Below are 20,109 nucleotides of genomic sequence, written 5' to 3' on the forward strand. Positions count from 1 at the left end.
AGTCCCCTTGCGCGTTCATCATCTCGACTGCGCTCCCATGCGGGAGATCGAACCGGCCGACGGGCCGGACGGCCCGTTGCGGCCGGCACGGGCCGCCGGCCATGTGCTCCTGGTGGAGACCGATACGGCCGGGCTGCTGCTCGTGGACGCCGGGATCGGTCTCGGTGACATCGAACGCCCGTCCGAGCGGCTGCTGGACGACTGGGTGGAGATGGCGGGGCCCACGCTGGACCCGGCCGCGACCGCCGTCCGGCAGGTCGAGAAGCTCGGCTACGCGGCCGGCGACGTCCGGCACATCGTCCCGACGCACCTGCATCGCGACCACGCGGGCGGGCTGAGCGACTTCCCGGACGCGGCGGTGCACCTGTTCGAGGCGGAGCGGGCGGACGGCGGCAAGACCCCGGCGCAGCTAGCCCACGGCCCGAAGTGGGTCGCCTACGAGGACGGGGAGGGCGAGACCTGGCACCGGTTCGACGGTGTGCGGGCCCTGGAGGGCGTGCCCGAGGACGTGCTGCTGGTCCCCCTCGGCGGGCACACGCCGGGCCATGCCGGTGTGGCCGTCCGGGACGGCGACCGGTGGCTCCTGCACGCGGGCGACGCGTACATGTACCACGGGGAGGTCGACCGCCCCGAGCCGGTCACGCACCCGCTGATGGAACTCGTCCAGGCCGGCGGTGAAGTCGACCGGGAGTTGCGGCTCGCCAACGTGGCGCGGCTGCGGGAGCTGGCGCTCGGCGGCGAGGTCGAGGTGTTCAGCGCGCACGACCCCTGGGAGCTGGCCCGCTACCGCTGAGACAGGCGGTGCGCCAGCGCGGTGTGGCGGCGGCCCGCGCCGGCGGTGCGGACGGCGGCGGCGAGCGCGCGGCGCGACCCGACGAGGACGACGAGCTTCTTCGCGCGGGTGATCCCCGTGTAGAGGAGGTTGCGGCGCAGCATCATCCACGCGCCGGTGGTCAGCGGGACGACGACGGCCGGGTACTCGCTGCCCTGCGACCGGTGGATCGTGATCGCGTACGCGTGGGCGAGTTCGTCCAGCTCGTCGAAGGCGTAGTCGATGCTCTCGTCCTCGTCGGTCAGCACGGTCAGCGACTGCTCTTCGAGGGAGACGGACGTGACGACGCCGACGGTGCCGTTGAAGACGCCCGCCTCGCCCTTGTCGTAGTTGTTGCGGAGCTGGGTGACCTTGTCGCCGACGCGGAACACGCGCCCGCCGTAGCGGCGCTCGGGGCGGCCGTCGTCGTGCGGGGTCAGCGCCTCCTGAAGCAGCGAGTTGAGCGTGCCCGCCCCGGCCGAGCCCCGGTGCATGGGTGCGAGCACCTGGACGTCGCGGCGGGGGTCCAGGCCGAACTTGCGCGGGATGCGGTTGGCGACGACGTCCACGGTCATCTCGGCGGCCTCTTCCTGTTCCTCGCACGGGAACAGGAAGAAGTCGGCGTAGCCGCGCGTGTGGGGGTGGTCGCCGGCGTTGACGCGGTGCGCGTTGACGACGATGCCGGACTCCTTCGCCTGCCGGAAGATCTTCGTGAGCCGGACGCGCGGGATCACCTCGGCGCCGAGCAGGTCGGCCAGCACCTCGCCCGCGCCGACGGACGGGAGCTGGTCGACGTCCCCGACGAGCAGGAGGTGGGCTCCGCGCGGGATCGCCTTCACCAGTTTGTTGGCGAGGATCAGGTCGACCATGGAACTCTCGTCCACGACGACCAGGTCGGCGTCGAGCGGGTTGTCCTGGTCGAACTTGGGGTCGCCGCCGGGCTGGAGCTGGAGGAGCCGGTGGACGGTCGCGGCCTCGTGCCCGGTGAGCTCGGCGAGGCGTTTGGCCGCGCGGCCGGTCGGCGCGACCAGGACGATCCTGGCCTTCTTGGCGGCGGCCAGCTCCACCACCGAGCGGACGGTGAAGCTCTTGCCGCAGCCCGGCCCGCCGGTCAGCACCGCGACCCTGGACGTGAGCGCGAGCTTGACGGCCTCCTCCTGCTCGGGCGCTAGAGCCTGGCCGGTCCGCTGCCTGAGCCACGGCAGCGCCCTGTCCCAGTCGACGTCGGCGAACGCCTTGAGCCGGTCGGTCTGGGCGTCCAGCAGGTCCAGCAGGCCGCGGGCGAGGGAGCGTTCGGCCCGGTGGAACGGGACGAGGTACACGGCCGGGATCGTCGCCGCGTCCTCCCCGTCCCCCGGGATCGGCTCGCGGACGACGCCCTCGTCGCGGGCCAGCTCGTCCAGCGCCGGGACGATCAGCTCCCGCTCGACGCCGAGGATCTTCTCGGCGGCCGTGACGAGGTTCGGCTCGGGCAGGAAGCAGTGCCCGTCGTCGGCGGCCTCGGACAGCGTGTACTGGAGCCCGGCCTTGATCCGCTCGGGGCTGTCGTGCGGGATCCCGACGGCCTGCGCGATCGTGTCGGCCGTCTTGAAACCGATGCCCCACACGTCCGACGCCAGCTGGTACGGCGTCCTGCGGACGGTGTCGATCGACCTGTCGCCGTACTGCTTGTAGATGCGGACGGCGAGCGACGTGGACACGCCGACGCCCTGCAGGAAGACCATCACCTCCTTGATGGCCTTCTGCTCCTCCCACGCGTCGCCGATCCGCTTGGTGCGCTTGGGGCCGAGGCCGGGGACCTCGACGAGGCGCTCCGGCTCCTCCTCGATGATCCGCAGGATGTCGGTGCCGAAATGCCCGACCATCCGGTCGGCCGTCACCGGGCCGATCCCCTTGATCATGCCGGAGCCGAGGTAGCGGCGGATGCCCTGGATCGTCGCCGGCAGGACGGTCGTGTACGACTCGACGTCGAACTGCCGCCCGTACTTCGGGTGCGAGCGCCACCGGCCGACCAGGCGCAGGCTCTCCCCCACCTGCGCGCCGAGCAGCGCCCCCACGACGGTGAGCAGGTCGCTTCCGGTCTTGGCGGTCGCCACCCGCGCGACCGTGTAGCCGGTCTCCTCGTTGGCGTAGGTGATCCGTTCCAAGACCGCCTCAAGCTCCGCCGGACGCGGCGCGGCGTGCTGGGTCGGGGAGGTCGGCACGGTCACCATGATGGCCGATCCACCCGGCGGGTTGGCCGGATCCGGCACACGTTCTGGATCTTCCGTTGATCGCGACGTACGTTCCGGGCGCACCCGTACGCACACCCGTACCGGGAGGTATCGCTGGTGTTCCGCTCCCGACTCCAGGCACTGGCGGCGCTGAGCGCCCCCGCCGTGTCGATCGCCCTCACGCTGGCCGCGGCCCCGGCCGCGGCATCGTCCCCCGCCCCGTCCGGGAACGATCCAATCCCGGGCTTCACCAAGGAGAACTCCAGGTGGCAGCGGCAGTACGAGAAGCTGCTGCAGGAGATCCCGTCCGCGAAGACGGCCCGCGACCTGGACGCCGAACTGGCCAGTGAACCAGGTCTGGCCACCACGACCGGTGACCGGCACCGGGTCCAGCGCATCGTCGCGCGTCTCACGTCGTACGGCCTGGAACCCGAGGTCAAGACGTACTACGCCTACCTGTCCATGCCGAAGCGCGTGAAGGTCGAGATGACCGCGCCGGCACAGCGGACGCTGCCCGTCAAGGAGAAGAAGCGTCCCTGGCAGAAGCACTACGAGGACGTCATCCCGGGGCACAACGGCATGTCGCCGTCGGGGAACGTCCGGGGCGAGGTCGTCTACGCCAACTACGGGCGGCCTGAAGATTTCGAACTGCTCGCCAAGAACGGCGTCTCGGTCAAGGGGAAGATCGTCCTCGTCCGGTACGGGGCGGTGTTCCGCGGCATCAAACCGCGCGAGGCCGCCAAGCGGGGCGCGAAGGGCGTGCTCATCTACTCCGACCCCGCCGACGACGGGTTCGCCAAGGGCCCGGTGTATCCGGACGGGCCGTGGCGCGCCGCGGACGGCATCCAGCGCGGCAGCATCGCGCAGATCCAGCTCGCGGCCGGAGACCCGCAGACGCCCGGCTGGCCGGCGGTCAAGGGCGCGCACCGGATCCCGCCGTCGCAGGCCCCCATGCTGAAGGGCCTCATCCCGACGACGCCGATCTCCTACGGCGCGGCCGAGCCGCTGCTGCGCGCGCTGAAGGGCGGCCAGGTGCCGAAGGAATGGCAGGGCGGCCTGCCGTTCACCTACCGGTTCGGCCCGGGCGGGACGAAGGTCCACCTGGACCTCAAGAACACCTTCCAGGTGCGTCCGCTGTGGGACGTCACCGTGCGCATCCCTGGAAGCGAGCACCCCGAGCAGGAGGTCATCCTCGGCGCACACCACGACGCCTGGGCCTATGGCAGCAGCGACAACCTGTCCGGTGCGGAGAACGTCATTCAGGTAGGGCGCGCCCTTGGGAAGCTCCTCAAACAAGGGTGGCGGCCAAAGAGGACCGTCGTCCTGGCCACATGGGACGGCGAGGAGTACGGCCTGTTCGGCTCGACCGAGTACGCCGAGCAGCGCGCGAAAGAACTCCGCAACGCGGTCGCCTACGTGAACATGGACGGTGCCGGTGGCTCGGAGTTCGGCGCCACGGCGACGCCCGCGCTGGACCAGTCCGTCATTGACGTGTCCAAGGAAGTGCAGTGGCCCGGCACGGGCGGGACGCTGTACGAGGCGTGGAAGGCGCAGAACGACGGGAAGACCCCGATCGACCGCATCGGCGGCGGCTCGGACTTCCAGGCGTTCTTCCAGCGGTTCGGTGTGCCCGCGATGGACCTCGGTTCCGCGTCGCCTGGGACGTCCGGGAACTACCACTGCTCGTGCGACGACTTCTACTGGATGTCGCGCTTCGGGGACCCGTCCTGGGAGTACCACGCGGCCATGTCGCGGCTGGTCGGCATCGCGACCCTGCGGCTCGCGAACGCCGACGTGGTCGCGATCGGCTACCGGCCCTACGCGGCGGAGACCGCCCAGTACCTCACGGACTTCACCGACGAGCAGCGTAAGCGGCTGGGGTCCGTCGTTGTGGACGTCTCACGCGACATCGAGCAGGCCAAGGCGTGGCAGCGTGCGGCAGGGGCGCTGCAAGCGCGCGCGGACGAGGCGCTCCGCAGGGGCGATACGGCAGCGTTCCGCAGCCTCAACGACAAGATCATGCAAACCGAGCGGAATCTGCTGACGCAGGCGGGCCTCCCCGGCCGTCCCTGGTACCGGCACCAGATCTACGCTCCGGGGATCGACACCGGATATGCCACGCAGCGGCTTCCCGCGCTGAACGACGCGCTCTTCGTCGACCACGACGTCCGCACCGCCAAGGCGTATGAGGCCAGGCTCTACGGCAGCCTCCGTGCCGCGACCCGCACCCTCGACCCCACCGTCTAGGCGTTCTCGGCCATCCGCTGAGCGGGCGTCGCGCCGGCCGAGACCTCCAGCACGCCCGTCTCGGTGACCAGCGCGGTCACGAGGCGGGCGGGCGTGACGTCGAACGCGGGGTTGAACGCGCCCACGCGATCGGGGGCGGTCCTGGTGCCGCCCCAGGTCACGATCTCCTCGGCCGGGCGTTCCTCGATCGGGATGCCGCCGCCGTCCGGGATCGCGAGGTCGATCGTGCTCCACGGCGCGGCGACGACCATCGGGATCCCGGCGGCGTGGCAGGCCAGCGCCACGCCGACCGAACCGATCTTGTTGGCGGTGTCGCCGTTGGCGGCGATCCGGTCGGCCCCGATGACCGCCACGTCGGCGAGGCCGCGCAGGATCGTGCTCGGCGCCGCCCCGTCCGCCTGGACGACGCACGGGATGCCCGCCTGGTCGAGTTCCCACGCGGTGAGCCGGGCGCCCTGAAGGAGCGGGCGCGTCTCGTCGGCGTAGACGATCTCGACGCGTCCCCTGTCGTGCAGCTCCCGGACGACGCCGAGCGCCGTCCCCCACCCGGCCGTGGCGAGGGCGCCGGCGTTGCAGTGCGTGAGGACGCGCAAGGGCCGGTCGCCCGATCGCCGCAGGATCCAGTCGGCGCCGTGGGCGCCGATGGCGCGGTTGCCGCGTACGTCCTCGTCCAGGAGCGCCTGGGCCTCGGCCGCCACCGCGTCGGCGCCCTTCGCGGCGAACGGCAGCACCCGGTCGACGCCGGCGGCGAGGTTCACCGCCGTCGGGCGGGCCTCCCGGACGCGGGCGATCGCGGCGGCGCGCTCCGCGTCGTCCCACCCCTCGCGGGCGGCCTGCCGGACGGCGACGGCGACGCCGAACGCGCCCGCCACGCCCAGCGCGGGAGCTCCCCGCACCACCAGCCGCCGGATCGCGTCGACGAGCGCGTCCACGTCCCGGACGACGATGTACTCCACCCGGCCGGGCAGCAGGGTCTGGTCCAGCAGCCGCAGCCCGTCGCCCGTCCACTCGACGGTCCGCGCGTCGTTCGTCATACCGCCCATCATGCCCAAATTGCCGCGAAGCCCGACGCCATCGGGCTTTCCACCTCACCCGACTCCGCTGCGTGACCTGCGACAACTTGACAGATGTCGAACTCATGTTCGAAATTGTGCAGGAGGGGGCGAGAGGAGGGACGACCGTGCCGGAGGCGGCCCTGCGGGATCTGGCGGCAGCACTGGAAGGCACCGGGCCGGCCACGGCGAGCCGCGACACGGCGGTACCCGTGCTGCCCGCGCTGCGCACCGTCGTCCCGGGCGGCGGCCTGCGTCCCGGCTCCGTCGTCGGGCTGGACGGCACCGGCGCCGCCTCCCTCGGCCTCGCCCTCGTCGCGGGCGTCTCCCGGCACGGCGGCGAGGACGGCACCGGCGGCTGGTGCGGCGTCGTCGGCGTCCCCGGTTTCGGCGTGGCCGCCGCGGCCGGGATGGGGGCGGCTCCCGAGCGCCTCCTGCTCGTCGACGAGCCCGGCGACCGCTGGCCGGACGTCGTCGCCGCCCTGGCCGAGGCCGTGGACCTGATCCTGCTGTGCCCGCCGGAGCGTCCGGGCGCCGCGGCCGTCCGCCGCCTGTCGGCGCTGGCCCGCAAGCACGGCTGCGTCCTCACGCTGACCGGCGCGTTCGCCCGCGACTGGCCCGGGGTCCGGCTCCGGCTGCGCCTGGACGGCGTGGCCTGGGAGGGCCTCGCCGGCGGCCACGGCCGGCTGACCGGCCGCCGCGCCGAGATCGTCGCCGAAGGCCGCGACGCCCCCGGCTCCGGCCGCCGCGCCCGCCTCTGGCTCCCCGCTCCGGACGGCACCGTCAGGCCGGACGAGACGGCACGGCCGCCGCTGGAGCTCGTCCCCGGCGCCGTGGCCGCGGGCGCGCCCGTCCATCCGCGGCCGGCCGGCGTCCCGCCGGGTGTGCGGGTGCCGGTCCAGGAGGGGGTCGCGTGACGCGGGTGCTGGTCGTGTGGTGCCCGGACTGGCCGGTCACCGCCGTCGGGGTCGACGCGGCCACGGCGGGGGCGGTGGTGGTGCAGGGGCAGGTGGCGGCGTGCTCGGCGGCGGCGCGGGCCGAGGGGGTGCGGCGCGGGCAGCGGGTCCGGGACGCGCAGCGGCGGTGCCCCGAGCTGGAGGTGCGGGAACGGGACACCGATGCCGAGGGGCGGCTGTTCGAGACCGTGGTGGAGGCGGTGGCGGAGCTCACGCCGCGCGTGGAGGCGGTGCGGCCGGGGCTGTGCGCGATCCCGGCGCGCGGCCCCGCCCGGTTCTACGGTGGCGAGGAGGCGCTGCGAGTCCTGGTGCAGGACACGGTCGTGGAGGCGGGCCACGACTGCGGCTCGGGCGTCGCGGACGGGCTGTTCGCGGCGGAGCTGGCGGCGCGGGCCGAGCCGGGCGGAGTGGTCGTGCCGGAGGGCGGCGCGGCGGCGTTCCTCGCGCCGTATCCGCTCGCCGTGCTCGACCGGCCGGAGCTGGCCGACCTGCTGCGGCGGCTCGGGATCAGGACGCTGGGGGACTTCGCGGCGCTGCCGGCCGGGCACGTCGCCGGGCGGTTCGGGACGGACGGGGCGCTCGCGCACCGGCTGGCGCGGGGCGAGGAGCCGCGCCCGCTCGCACCGGTCCGGGGCGCCGCCGACCTGTCGGTGCGCGGCGACTTCGATCCGCCCGCCGAGCAGGCCGAGCGGGTCGTGTTCGCGGCGAAGCGGCTCGCGGGCGAGCTGCACGAGGGGCTGGCGGCGGGCGGGCTGGCATGCGTCCGGCTGGAGGTCGCGGTCGGGTTCGCCGACGGGCACGTCCTGCGGCGGCTGTGGCGGCACGACGGCCTGTCGGCGCTGGCGGTGGCCGAACGGGTCCGCTGGCAGCTCTCCGCCTGGCAGGGAGGGGACGCCGAGGACGTCTGGGGCGGTGTCACGTGGGTGGAGCTGGCGCCGGACCAGATCGTCCCCGACCAGGGGCGGCAGGAGGGGCTCTGGGGCCGGACCACCGTCACCGACCGGATCGCACGGGCCGCCGACCGCGTCCAGGCGCTGCTCGGCCATCAGGGGATCACCCGGCCGGTCCTGGTGGGCGGGCGCGGGCCGGGCGAGCGGGTCGTGCGCGTCCCGGTCGGCGATCTGGCCCCCGCCGGCCTGCCGGAAGGGCCGTGGCCGGGGCGGGTCACCGGGCCCGCGCCGGCGGTCGTCCCGGCGGCCCCCGCACCGGCCGAGCTGGTCGACGCGGCCGGTGCGGCGGTGGTGGTGTCGGCGCGGTGCGAGGTGTCCGCGCCGCCCGCCACGCTCACGGTCCGCGGACGTCCCGCCGCCGTGACCGGCTGGACGGGCCCGTGGCCGGCCGACGAGCGCTGGTGGGACACCGGCGCCGCGCGCCGCCGCGCCCGGTTCCAGGTCACCACCGACGACGGCGCCGCCTACCTGCTCGCCGTCGAGGGCGGACGCTGGCACGTCGAGGCCGTCTATGACTAGGGGGCGCTGATGGGGTGGCACAACCCGCCGATCTCCTGGCGGGAGTTCGAGGAGCGGCTGTCGTGGCGGCCAGCCCATCGGGCTCCGGAGCAGGCGCCGGAGGCGGCCGCACCGCCGCCCCGCGCCGCCGCGGAGGTGCCGTGGGCGGAACTGCACGCGCACTCGTCGTTCAGCTTCCTGGACGGGGCGAGCGACCCGGCCTCGCTCGCCCGGGAGGCGGCGCGGCTCGGCGTGGAGGCGATGGCGATCACCGACCACGACGGCATGTACGGGGCGGTGCAGTTCGCGCAGGCCGCGAAGGAGGCCGGGATCGGGACGGTGTTCGGCGCCGAGCTGAGCCTCGGCCTGCCGGGGCCGCAGACCGGCGAACCCGATCCGGTGGGCCGGCACCTGCTCGTCCTCGCGCGCGGCGCACCCGGATACGCGCGGCTCTGCTCGGCGATCACGTCGGCGCAGCTCGCGGGCGGCCGGAAGGGCCGTCCCGTGTACGACCTGGAGGCGCTGGCCGGCGCCCACGGCGGCCACTGGGCGGTGCTGACCGGATGCCGGAAGGGCCCGGTCCCCGCGGCGCTGGAGGCGGGCGGGCCGGACGCGGCGGAGCGGGAGCTGCGCGGCCTGATCGGCAGGTTCGGCCGCGGGAACGTGTTCGTCGAGCTGATCGACCACGACCAGCCCGACGACGACCTCCGCAACGACGCGCTGTTCGCGCTCGCGCACCGGGCCGGGGTGGACGTGGTGGCGTCCAACAACGTGCACTTCGCGGCGCCCGGCGCCGACGCGCGGCTGGCGCAGGCGATGGCCGCGGTCCGGGCGCGGCGCAGCCTGGACGACATGGTGGGCTGGCTCCCGGCGGGCGGCACCGCGCACATCCGCGGCGGAGCGGAGATGGCGAAGCGGCTGGCGCGCTTCCCCGGCGTCCAGGAGAGGACGGTCGCGCTCGCGAGGGAGTGCCTGTTCGGCTTCGACGTCGTCGCGCCCCGGCTGCCGGACTGGCCCGTCCCGGAAGGACACACCGAGGCGAGCCTGCTGCGGCACCTGGTGAAGGAGGGCGCGCTCGCGCGGTACGGGCCGCCCGAGCGGGAGCGGATCTCCGGCGCCTACGAGCAGATCGCCAAGGAGCTGGACGTCATCGAGCAGCTCCGCTTCCCCGGCTACTTCCTGATCGTCCACGACATCGTGGAGTTCTGCCGGAGCAGGGGGATCCTGTGCCAGGGACGGGGGTCGGCGGCCAACTCGGCGGTCTGCTACGCGCTCGGCATCACCGGTGTGGACGCCGTCCGGCACGGGCTGCTCTTCGAGCGCTTCCTGTCACCCGGGCGGGACGGCCCGCCCGACATCGACCTGGACATCGAGCACCGGCGCCGGGAGGAGGCCATCCAGTACGTCTACGACAAGTACGGGCGGGAGTGCACGGCGCAGGTCGCGAACGTCATCAGCTACCGCCCGCGCATGGCCGTCCGGGACGCGGCACGCGCGCTCGGATTCTCCCCCGGCCAGCAGGACGCGTGGTCGAAGGGCATCGATCCGCGTGACCCGGTGGGGTCGGAGACCGACATCCCGGGCCCGGTCATGGAGCTGGCGAACCGGATGCTGAAGCTCCCCCGCCACCTCGGAATCCACTCCGGCGGCATGGTCATCGCGGACCGGCCCGTCGGGGAGATCTGCCCGGTCGAGTGGGCGACGATGCCGAACCGCAGCGTCCTGCAATGGGACAAGGACGACTGCGCGGCGGCCGGGCTGGTCAAGTTCGACCTGCTCGGCCTCGGCATGCTCGCGGCGCTGCACGACTGCTTCGACCTGGTGGACGAGCACCACGGGCACCGGTACGACCTGCAGTCGGTCCCCCCGGAGGACCCGGAGGTGTACGACATGCTGTGCGACGCCGACACCGTCGGGGTGTTCCAGGTGGAGTCGCGGGCGCAGATGGCGACACTGCCGCGGCTCAAGCCGCGCGAGTTCTACGACCTGGTGGTTGAGGTGGCGCTGATCCGGCCGGGGCCGATCCAGGGCGGGTCCGTCCACCCGTATCTGCGGCGGAGGAAGGGCATGGAACCCGCCGTCTGCCCGCATCCGCTGATGGAGCCGGCCCTGTCGCGGACCCTCGGCGTGCCGCTGTTCCAGGAGCAGATGATGCAGCTGGCCGTGGACTGCGCGGGCTTCACCCCGGCGGAGTCCGACCGGCTGCGGCAGGCGATGGGCGCCAAGCGCGCGCCGGAGCGCGTCGAGCGGCTGAAGCGGCGGCTGCTGGACGGGATGGCCGAGCGCGGCATCCCGTCCGACATCGCGGAGAGCGTGTACGAGAAGATCCTGGGCTTCACCGGGTTCGGGTTCCCCGAGTCGCACGCCCAGAGCTTCGCCCACCTGGTGTACGCCAGCGCCTGGCTGAAGCGTCATTTCCCCGCCGCCTTCACCGCCGCTCTGGTGGGCAACCAGCCGATGGGGTTCTACAGCCCGCAGAGCCTCCTGAACGATGCCCGCCGGCACGGCGTCGTGGTCAGGGGGGTGGACATCAACGCCAGCGACGTCCACCCGACCCTGGAGGAGCCCGTCGAGGTGCAGTCCGATCACCCGCACGCGCCCGCCGCGCCTCAGCCCGCGATACGGCTGGGATTCTCCGGCATCCGCAATCTGGGCGACGACACCGCGGAGGCGATCGCGGCAGGGCGCCCCTACACCGGCATGGAGGACCTCGCCCGCCGCGTGCCGCTGTCGGCCGGCGCGCTGGAGGCGCTCGCCACCGCGGGCGCGTTCGACCGGTTCGGCCTGTCGCGGCGTGAGGCGCTGTGGGCGGCGGGTGCGCTGGCGGGTTCCGGCCCAGGGCAGCTCGAAGGCGTCACGCCGGGCGCGTCCGCCCCCGCGCTGCCCGCGATGACACCGATCGAGGAGACGCTCGCCGACCTGTGGGCGACCGGCGTCTCCCACACCCACCCGGTCGCGCACGTCCGGGAGGCACTGGACGAACTGGGCGCGCTGCCGTCCGCGCGGCTCGCCGGGACGCCGGGCGAGACCAACGTCCTCGTCGCCGGGCTCGTCACCCACCGGCAGCGCCCGCCGACCGCCGGCGGCATCGTGTTCATGACGCTGGAGGACGAGACCGGCATCATCAACGTGGTGTGCCCGCCGCAGGTGTTCCAGCGGTACCGCGGCCTCGCCGTCGACTCGCAGGCGCTGCTGGTCGGCGGCCGCCTGGAGCGCGCCGACGGCGTCACCAACATCCGCGCCACCCGCCTCCGCCGCCTCCCCGTCCCCGGCCGCGTCAAAGCGCGCGATTTTCATTGAGCCGCCCTGGCGTCGGGCCTTGAAGGCCCTCTTCCAGCGCACGGCACCTCAGATCACCGGCGACAGGGCGGCCGGCTGTGGCCGCTAGAACCTTTGCGCGTCCTCTGACATCGTAAGAAGAGTTGGGGCCGCGTGCCGCCGCGTGAGCGGCCGCCAAGACGCGGCTTCGTGGGGGCGGAAGGTGGATCTGCATGGACGCGACCTCCCTGGGTGAGTTGCGCCCGGACGACCCCCACCAGATCGGCCGGTACCGGATCGAGGCCAAGATCGGCGAGGGTGGGATGGGCGCCGTCTACCTCGGCCGCGACCCGGAGGAGCGTCCGGTCGCGGTGAAGGTGGTGCGGGCCGAGCTCGCCGGGGACAAGACGTTCCTCGCCCGCTTCCACGACGAGGCCGCGAACGCCCAGCGGGTCGCGTCGTTCTGCACCGCGCAGGTCCTCGAACACGGCGAGGACCTCGGTCTCGCCTACATGGTCACCGAGTACATCGACGGGCCGTCGCTGCTGAAGCACGTGAGCGACAAGGGCGCGCTGTCCCCCGGGATGCTGCACGGCGTCGCGGTCGGCGTCGCCGCGGCGCTCGTCGCCATCCACAGCTCCGGCCTGGTCCACCGCGACCTGAAGCCGAGCAACGTGCTGCTGTCCATCTCCGGGCCCCGCGTGATCGACTTCGGGATCGCCCGCGCGCTGGACATGGCCTCCGCGCACACCCGGACCGGCCAGGTCGTCGGCACCCCCGGCTGGATCGCGCCCGAGCAGATCACGACGCAGCAGGTCACCCCGGCCGTGGACGTGTTCGCCTGGGGCTGCCTCGTCGCGTTCGCCGCGAGCGGGCGCAACCCGTTCGGGCAGGGCTCGTTCCAGATCATGGCGGCCCGCGCCGTGCACGCCGACCCCGAGATCGGCGACCTGCCGCCGTCGCTGTCCGGGCTCGTCCAGGCGGCGCTGCGCAAGGACCCGGCACAGCGGCCGAGCGCCCGCGACCTGCTGCTCGCCCTGGTCGGCGGGACCGGTGAGGCGACGGTGACGAACGAGCTGGGCGAAACGTGGACGTCCCCGCCGGGCGGCGACCCGAGCGTCACCTCCCGCGACGTCTCCGGCGCCGCCCCCGCGCCGCCCCCGCCGGAGCCGACCCGCCCCGTCCCGGAGCCGCCCCGGCCCGTCCCGGAGCCGCCCCGGCCCGTCCCGGAGGTGCCGCCGGAGCCGCGGACCCGGCCGGCGGTCGAGCGGCACACCGTACCGCCCACCGAACGCGAGATCCTCCCGCCGCTGCCGCCCGCCCGGGGAGGCGGCACGTCCCGGCGCACCACGTTCATCGCCTCCACCGCGGCCGGGCTCCTGGTCGCCGCGATCGTCGCGGGCGCCGTCTACCTCGCCAACCGGCCGTCCGGCGACGCGCGGAACACCGGTGCGGACAGCGCCGCGTTCCCGACCGCGCCGATGCTCGTCCGGGTCGACACGGCGGGCGGCTGGCCGACGTCCTGCAGCGCCGACATCGGCCTCTTCAAGCCGGGTGACAAGTCCGTGAAGACGCTGGTGAGCGGGCCGTCCTGCGACATCCTGCCCGAGCGGTCCCCGGACGGTAAGCGCATCGCGTTCAGCAGGCGGGGCGACACGACCGGTCAGGCGTGGGTGATGAACGCCGACGGGTCCGGCGCCGAGAAGGTGACCGGCATCCTGCGCGGCACGCGGGTGACCTGGTCGCCCGACGGCACGCGGCTGGCCTACATGGACGAGAAGCAGGGCGTCCGGCAGATCTTCGCCATCACCCTGCAAGGGCACGCGGTCACCCAGCTGACCACCGACGACTCGGTCAAGGACGACCCGATGTGGTCGTCCACGGGCAAGCTCGTGTTCTGGAGCAAGCGCGACGGCGGCGACGAGCAGATCTACACGATGGATCCGGACCGTCCCGGGGGCGGCTGGACGCGGCTGACCAAGGACGGCGTGCGCGCGGTGGACCCGGAATGGTCCCCGGACGGGTCCAAGATCGCCTTCGTCCGGGGCCCGGCCACCGGCAGCGCCATCTGGGTGATGAACGCCGACGGGTCCGGCGCGCACGCCGTGACGTCCGCCGGCGGGCGCGACATGGACCCGGCGTGGTCCGCCGACGGCCGCTGGCTCGCCTACGTGCGCGGCCCGGTCGCCGACCCGGTGATCCACGCCGTCCGCGCGAACGGCACCGGCGACCGTGTCATCACCCCCGCCGGGCGCGTGTTCGGTCACCCCAACTGGTAGCGACCGGCCCGGGCTAGTCGCGGGCGGCCGGGGCCGGCTCCTCCGGCGCGGCGACCGGCGCGCGGGCGCGGGACAGGGCGCTCGGCCACCACATGTGCCGGCCGAGGTCCAGGTTCAGCGCCGTGACCAGCACCGACCGGACGACGAGCGTGTCGAGCAGCACCCCGAAGGCGACCGTGAAGCCGAGTTCGGCGACGAACACCAGCGGCAGCGAGCCGAGGGCGGCGAACGTCCCCGCGAGCACCGCGCCCGCCGAGGTGATCACCCCGCCGGTCGCGGCGAGCCCGATCAGCGCGCCTCGCCGGGTGCCGTACCGCTTGGCCTCCTCGTGGACGCGCGTCATCAGGAAGATGTTGTAGTCGGTGCCGAGGGCCACGAGGAACACGAACGCCCAGAGCGGGAAGGACGGGTCGGCCGACGCGAACCCGAAGACGTGGTTGAACATCAGCGCGCTGACACCGAGCGCGGCCGCGTACGACAGCACGACCGTGGCGACGAGTATCAGCGGCGCGACGACGGCGCGCAGCAGCAGCGCCAGGATCGCGAGCACGACGACGAGCACGATCGGGATGACGGCGTTCTGGTCGCGGTGGGAGGCGTCGTTGATGTCGAGCGTCACCGCCGACGTGCCGCCGACCTCGGCGTCCGCACCGGGCACGGCGTGCGCGGCGGCGCGGGCGCGGTCGACGGCGGTGAACGCCCGTTCGCTGTCGGGCGCGGCGTTGAGGGTGCCCTCCAGGTAGACCCGGCCACCGGACGGCTGCCCGGGGTTGTCGCCCGCCGGTGCGACCGCGGACAGGTCCGGGACGGAGGCGAGGGCGGCGCGGACCTCGTCCTGCGTCCCCGCGTTCGTGACGATCTGAACGGGTGAGCCGCTGCCGGCCGGGAAGTGCCGGGCGAGCACCTCTTCGCCGGTGACGGAGTCGGGCTTGCCGGTACTGAACGCGTCCTTGCTGGGCAGCGAACCGGTGCGCAGGCCGAACAGCCCCATGGCGAGTGCGCCGAGCACCACGGCCGTGACGATCCACGTGACGCGGGGGCGGACGGCGATGGCCGATCCGATCCGCGCCCACAGGCCCCGTTCGGACGGCTCGGCCGTGCCGTATGCCGGACGCCGTGGCCAGAACATCCAGCGGCCCCCGATCACCAGCAGCGCGGGCAGCAGCGTGACCATCGCGGCGAGCGCGACCACGACGCCGATCGCCATCACCGGCCCCATGCTCTTGGTCGAGTTGAGGACGGCGACGAGCAGGCACAGCATGCCCAGCGCGACGGTCGAGCCGCTCGCGATGATCGCGGGACCGGCGCGGTGCAGCGCGATCGCCATCGCCTCGTGCCGGTCGCGGTGCCGCCGCAGTTCCTCCCGGTAGCGGGCGACCAGCAGCAGCGCGTAGTCGGTGCCGGCGCCGAAGACGAGGACGGTGAGGATGAACGCGGCCTGCCCGTTGACGGTGAGCCCGGCGTGCTCGGCCAGCAGGTAGATGACCGCCTGGGCGGCCGTCAGCGCGAAGCCCACGCACAGCAGCGGCGCGAGCCACAGGATCGGGCTGCGATAGGTGATCAGCAGGATCGAGATGACGATGGCGGCGGTGATGAACAGCAGGGTCGAGTCGAAGCCGGCGAAGACGTTGCTGAAGTCGCCGGCGTACCCGGCCTGGCCGGTCACGTGCGCCTGCAGCCCGGGGGCGCCGTGCTGGACGATGTCGCGGTAGTCGTCCACGGCGGGGCCGAGCAGGTCCCAGCCCCCGTTGCCCACCTGGACGGAGACGATCGTCTCCAGCGCCGTCCCGTCCTTGGCCGGGATCGGCCCCAGGACGTCCACGGCGAGCCGCCGGGGCGGATCGGAGCCCTCCGGGTCCCCGGTGACGGCCCGCAGCCGCGGCACGTCCGCCGCGGCCTTCGCCCGGTCGGCGGCGGTGAGCGGGCCGCCGTTCCGGTGGTAGACGATCACCGCCGGGAAGGTGTCGGCGGGCGTGAACCGCTTGGACTCCTCGACGACCCGGGTGGACTCGGCGTTGCTCGGCAGCCACGCCGACGCCTCGTTGGTCTGCGCGCCGGTGAGCTTGCCGGCCAACGGCATCGCGATGGCGAGGATGACGATCCAGACGGCCAGTACGACCCATTTGCCCCGCCGTCCGCAGGGCAGGGAGGAGAACCTGTTCGCACCCGTCATGAAAGAACCCCCAGGAACAAAGCCGCCCGCATTTTCCTCCCTACGCCGACACCCGCGGGACGGTCAAGACATAACGCGTTTAAGATATGGCTAATTGCAGGCCATATTCGGACAGTTTTCGCGCTGGGAAATGTTGTGTCCGACCGCGCGATCAGCCGGTGATCATGTCGAGGCGGCGGAGGATGACGCCCTCGCGCAGCGCCCACGGGCAGATCTCCAGGTCCGGGAGCTCGAACAGGTCCATCGCCGCGTCCGCGACGATCGCGCCCGCGAGCAGCTGCGGGGCGCGCCGCTCGGACACGCCGGGCAGGTCGGCGCGCTCGGCGGACGGCATCTTCGCCAGCTTCTCGGTCCATTCGGTCAGCGCGTCGCCGGCCAGGACGCGCCGCTGGTAGGGCCCTTCGACGCTGGGCGCGGCGCCGGCGATCCGGGCGAGCTGCTTGAACGTCTTGGAGGTGGCGACCGCGTGGTCGGCGGCACCGTACCGGGCGACGTCCCCGACCCGGCGCGCGATCTCCGCCCGGACGTGCCGGCGCAGGTTGCGGACCTCGTCCAGGGACGGCGGGTCGGCGGTGAACCAGTCGCGGGTGAGCCGGCCCGCGCCGAGCGGCAGCGAGAACGCCGCGTCCGGCTCCTCGTCGATGCCGGACGCGATCTCCAGCGAGCCGCCGCCGATGTCCACCACCAGCAGCCGCCCCGACGACCAGCCGAACCAGCGCCGGACGGCGAGGAACGTCAGCCGCGCCTCCTCCTCACCGGACAGCGCCCGGATGTCGATCCGCTTGTCGTCGCGGATCCGCTCCAGCACCTCGTCGCCGTTCTCGGCGTCACGGACGGCGGAGGTGGCGAACGCGACCAGGTCCTCGACCCCCTTGTCCTCGGCGATCTGCAGCGCGTCGTCGACGAAGTCGCGCAGCAGACCCTCGCCCTCCTCGGAGAGCCGGTCCCCGTCCTCCAGGTGCGCGGCGAGCCGCAGATCCGCCTTGTGGGAGTACGCGGGGAGGGGCCGCGCCCCCTGATGGGCGTCCACCACCAGCAGATGCACGGTGTTCGAACCCACATCCAACACGCCGAGTCGCATGCTCATGACGCTATCGGACGAATCGGCGGACCGGGCAGTCTCCCGGGCGGCTATGGTCTCGGGCATGGAGGCGAGTCCGGAACGACGGTGGCGCGTACCCCCAGGTCACATGGCGGTGAAGTGCGCCGCCGCGGCGGCCGTCACGGCGCTCGTCGTCCTGTACTCCCACGATCCCCAGTTCCTGTTCCTGGCGGCCACGGCCGCGATCGGGCTGAACGCGCTCGCCCTGCGCGACCTGGTCGCGCCGGTCCGGCTCGCCGCCGACGGCGACGGCCTCACCCTCGTGACCGGCTACGCGCGGCGCCGCCGCCTGCGGTGGGACGAGGTGACCGCCATCCGGGTCGACGAGCGGCGCCGGCTCCTGCTGCACACGCGGATACTGGAGATCGAGACCGCGGACGACCTGCACCTGCTCAGCGCGTTCGACCTCGGCGGCGACGTCCACGACGTCGCCGACGAGCTGTACCGGCTCCGGGCCCGTACCAGCCGCTGAGCTACGCCCCGGGCAGCTCGTCCGGTGCCGGGTAGGAACTCTGCGCGCCCGGCCTGCGGACGGCGGCGGCGCCCACGCGAGCGGCGTACCGGGCCGCGTCCCGCAGCGAGTCGCCGCGCGCGAGCCGCAGGCAGAGCGCGGCGGTGAAGGCGTCGCCGGCGCCCGTGGTGTCGACCGCCTCCGCCCTCGGGGACGGAACGGCCGTCGTGCCCTGCCCGTCCGCGACGACGACGCCGTCGGCGCCGAGCGTGACGACGGCCGAGCGCGGCCCCGCCCCGATGAGCGCCGCGGCCATCCGCCCGGCGTCGCCCTCCCCGCCCAGCAGGAAGGCGGCCTCGTGCTCGTTGACGACGAGGGGGTCGCAGAGGGCGAGCAGCTCGTCCGGCACGGGGACGGGCGGCGAGAGGTTGAGGACGACCCGTCCGCCCGCCCGCGCGGCGATCCCGGCGGCGGCCTCCACGGCGGGCAGCGGCACCTCCAGCTGGAACGACACGACCGACGCGCCCTCGATCATCGCGCCGGCGCCCTCGACGTCGTCCGGGCCGAGCCGGGCGTTGGCGCCGGGCGAGACGATGATGCTGTTGTCGCCGTCCGGCCCGACCGTGATCAGCGCGACGCCGGTCGGGACCCCCAGCGTGGTCGCCAGGTGGGCGAGGTCGACGCCGTCCGCGGTCAGGGCGCCGCGCAGCAGCTCGCCGTGCCCGTCGTCGCCGACCCGCCCGACGAGCCCGACGCGACCGCCGAGCCGCGCCGCCGCGACCGCCTGGTTCGCGCCCTTCCCGCCCGGATGGGTCGCGAGGTCGGACCCGAGCACGGTCTCCCCCGGCGCGGGCCGCCGCTCGACGCCCACCACCAGGTCCGCGTTGACCGACCCCACCACGACGACATCCCGCATGCGTTTTTCCACCTGTAACCGATTACATGCGCGGGCGCGCCCGCGCAACCGTCACCCGGCGCGCAGATCCGCGAGGTCGACGACCTCGGCGAGCTCTTCGACCGACGGGTAGTAGCCGCGGCCGACGAGCATTCCGTTCCGCGTCACCAGAAAGGCGCTCGCCCCGCGCACACCGGCCCGCTCCGCCCAGATCCGGTGCGCCCCGCTCAGCCGCACCGCCGTCACCCTCAATCCGCCTGGCCCCGTCCAGACCCCCCGATCCTCCCCCATACACGGAACGTTACGCTCCGTGACATTGAGTGGTCTGCCGCGGGTCATCTCGGACTCGGCTCCGCGCACGGAGGACTCCTCCACCGGCCTCACTCTCACGGCTACTCCGCCCGGTGCCGTTGACGCATGATGGTGTCGTGGTCGCCCACGATCCCTTGCCTCGTGGAAACCCGGAGACTGTCGTGTTCGAGGCTCGCACGTGGCCGAAGGGCACCTTCCTGAGTCGGCTTTCGGTCCCGGACAGGACGGGGTTGCTCAGGCTGGGCGTGCTGCATTCGCTGGGGCCGCACCGTGCTCTGGTGCGGCAGGGAGATCCGGCGGGCTCGGTCTGGTTGCTGATCGACGCGCTGGTCAAGGTGAGCGCTCGGGTGGAGAACGGCACCGAGGCGCTGCTGGCGCTCCGGGTGAGCGGCGACATGATCGGAGAAATGGCGGTCCTCGGCGAGACGGTGCGGTCCGCGACCGTCGTCACATGCGGCCGGGCGGTTGTGTGCCAGATCCGAGGTGAGGCGTTCGTCGGCTTCCTCCAACGGCACCCGGCCGCGGCGCTCACCCTGAACCAGATGACGATCGAGCGGCTCCGCTGGTCCAACCAGCGACGCCTCGATTTCGCCGGTTACGCGGCCGGGCAGTGCCTGGCTCGGGTTCTGCTCGCCCTCGCCGGCCGGCACGGGCGCCCCTGCGACATGGGAGTGGACCTGGGCATCCCCTTGACTCAGGCCGAGCTGGGCGGCCTGGTCGGCGCCAAGGAGGACACGGTGCAGAAGGCGTTGCGCGCACTCACTTCCGAAGGGCTGGTGTCAGTCGCTGGACGTCGGCGCGTGGTCATCACCGACCTCGCTCGGCTCACCGAGTACGCGGATCTGCATTGAACCCGGATTAATCCGGATTGCCGTGCATGGTAAGGCCCCATGCTCTGGGTCACCCGGAGCA

The 20,109-nt window shown here is 73.5% G+C and carries 14 protein-coding genes; 8 read left to right on the top strand and 6 right to left on the bottom strand.

Translation table 11 applies throughout. The annotated features are described in order from the left end of the window. Nucleotides 1-7 precede the first annotated feature (7 nt). Nucleotides 8-793, top strand: coding sequence for an MBL fold metallo-hydrolase (locus tag ACQPZP_RS28030; RefSeq protein ID WP_433472712.1), 786 nt, complete (start codon nucleotides 8-10; stop codon nucleotides 791-793). Here the strand turns inward: ACQPZP_RS28030 and recD2 are convergent. Next, the gene (gene recD2 / locus ACQPZP_RS28035) at nucleotides 784-3,024 is read right to left on the bottom strand and encodes an SF1B family DNA helicase RecD2 (protein ID WP_433472713.1); all 2,241 of its coding nucleotides are present in this window, start codon (nucleotides 3,022-3,024) and stop codon (nucleotides 784-786) included. The two genes, ACQPZP_RS28030 and recD2, sit on opposite strands and share 10 nt — an antisense overlap. Before the next feature lie 117 nt (nucleotides 3,025-3,141). On the opposite strand from recD2, the gene ACQPZP_RS28040 reads away from it, so the two are divergent. After that, nucleotides 3,142-5,271, top strand: coding sequence for a M28 family peptidase (locus tag ACQPZP_RS28040; protein ID WP_433472714.1), 2,130 nt, complete (start codon nucleotides 3,142-3,144; stop codon nucleotides 5,269-5,271). On the opposite strand, the gene mtnA is transcribed toward ACQPZP_RS28040, so the two are convergent. Next, complete coding sequence (gene mtnA / locus ACQPZP_RS28045; RefSeq protein WP_433472715.1) at nucleotides 5,268-6,305, bottom strand: S-methyl-5-thioribose-1-phosphate isomerase; 1,038 nt, start codon at nucleotides 6,303-6,305, stop codon at nucleotides 5,268-5,270. The two genes, ACQPZP_RS28040 and mtnA, sit on opposite strands and share 4 nt — an antisense overlap. Before the next feature lie 146 nt (nucleotides 6,306-6,451). Between mtnA and ACQPZP_RS28050 the strand changes: the two genes are divergently transcribed. The 4 genes from ACQPZP_RS28050 (at nucleotide 6,452) to ACQPZP_RS28065 (ending at nucleotide 14,264) form a co-directional block, all read left to right on the top strand. After that, entirely contained in the window at nucleotides 6,452-7,240 is a 789-nt protein-coding gene (locus tag ACQPZP_RS28050; RefSeq protein WP_433472716.1) for a hypothetical protein, read from the top strand. Continuing rightward, nucleotides 7,237-8,748: a DNA polymerase Y family protein gene (locus tag ACQPZP_RS28055; RefSeq protein ID WP_433472717.1), complete on the top strand. Its 1,512-nt coding sequence runs from the start codon at nucleotides 7,237-7,239 to the stop codon at nucleotides 8,746-8,748. The genes ACQPZP_RS28050 and ACQPZP_RS28055 overlap by 4 nt, the downstream gene beginning before the upstream one ends. Before the next feature lie 9 nt (nucleotides 8,749-8,757). Then, entirely contained in the window at nucleotides 8,758-12,027 is a 3,270-nt protein-coding gene (locus ACQPZP_RS28060; RefSeq protein WP_433472718.1) for an error-prone DNA polymerase, read from the top strand. Between the two features lie 191 nt (nucleotides 12,028-12,218). Further along, on the top strand, nucleotides 12,219-14,264 hold the full coding sequence (locus ACQPZP_RS28065) for a protein kinase domain-containing protein (RefSeq protein ID WP_433472719.1): 2,046 nt from the start codon (nucleotides 12,219-12,221) through the stop codon (nucleotides 14,262-14,264). Nucleotides 14,265-14,277: 13 nt separating this feature from the next. Here the strand turns inward: ACQPZP_RS28065 and ACQPZP_RS28070 are convergent, their stop codons facing one another. Together ACQPZP_RS28070 and ACQPZP_RS28075 are read right to left on the bottom strand one after the other, a co-directional pair. Further along, nucleotides 14,278-16,437 (bottom strand): MMPL family transporter, encoded by a 2,160-nt coding sequence (locus ACQPZP_RS28070; RefSeq protein WP_433472720.1) that lies wholly within the window; start codon nucleotides 16,435-16,437, stop codon nucleotides 14,278-14,280. A 151-nt stretch (nucleotides 16,438-16,588) separates the two neighbouring features. Beyond that, nucleotides 16,589-17,518, bottom strand: coding sequence for a Ppx/GppA family phosphatase (locus ACQPZP_RS28075; protein WP_433472721.1), 930 nt, complete (start codon nucleotides 17,516-17,518; stop codon nucleotides 16,589-16,591). A gap of 109 nt (nucleotides 17,519-17,627) precedes the next feature. Here ACQPZP_RS28075 and ACQPZP_RS28080 point away from each other — a divergent pair, with 109 nt between their 5' ends. Further along, nucleotides 17,628-18,011, top strand: a complete 384-nt coding sequence (locus ACQPZP_RS28080; protein ID WP_433472722.1) for a PH domain-containing protein — start codon at nucleotides 17,628-17,630, stop codon at nucleotides 18,009-18,011. Between the two features lies 1 nt (nucleotide 18,012). Here the strand turns inward: ACQPZP_RS28080 and ACQPZP_RS28085 are convergent, their stop codons facing one another. Further along, nucleotides 18,013-18,906: a ribokinase gene (locus tag ACQPZP_RS28085; RefSeq protein WP_433472723.1), complete on the bottom strand. Its 894-nt coding sequence runs from the start codon at nucleotides 18,904-18,906 to the stop codon at nucleotides 18,013-18,015. 51 nt (nucleotides 18,907-18,957) lie between these two features. Beyond that, nucleotides 18,958-19,131: a hypothetical protein gene (locus ACQPZP_RS28090; protein ID WP_433472724.1), complete on the bottom strand. Its 174-nt coding sequence runs from the start codon at nucleotides 19,129-19,131 to the stop codon at nucleotides 18,958-18,960. Nucleotides 19,132-19,313: 182 nt separating this feature from the next. On the opposite strand from ACQPZP_RS28090, the gene ACQPZP_RS28095 reads away from it, so the two are divergent. Next, on the top strand, nucleotides 19,314-20,048 hold the full coding sequence (locus tag ACQPZP_RS28095) for a Crp/Fnr family transcriptional regulator (protein ID WP_433472725.1): 735 nt from the start codon (nucleotides 19,314-19,316) through the stop codon (nucleotides 20,046-20,048). Nucleotides 20,049-20,109: the final 61 nt, after the last annotated feature.

It is taken from the genome of Spirillospora sp. CA-142024 (assembly GCF_050942325.1).
Lineage (GTDB): Bacteria > Actinomycetota > Actinomycetes > Streptosporangiales > Streptosporangiaceae > Spirillospora.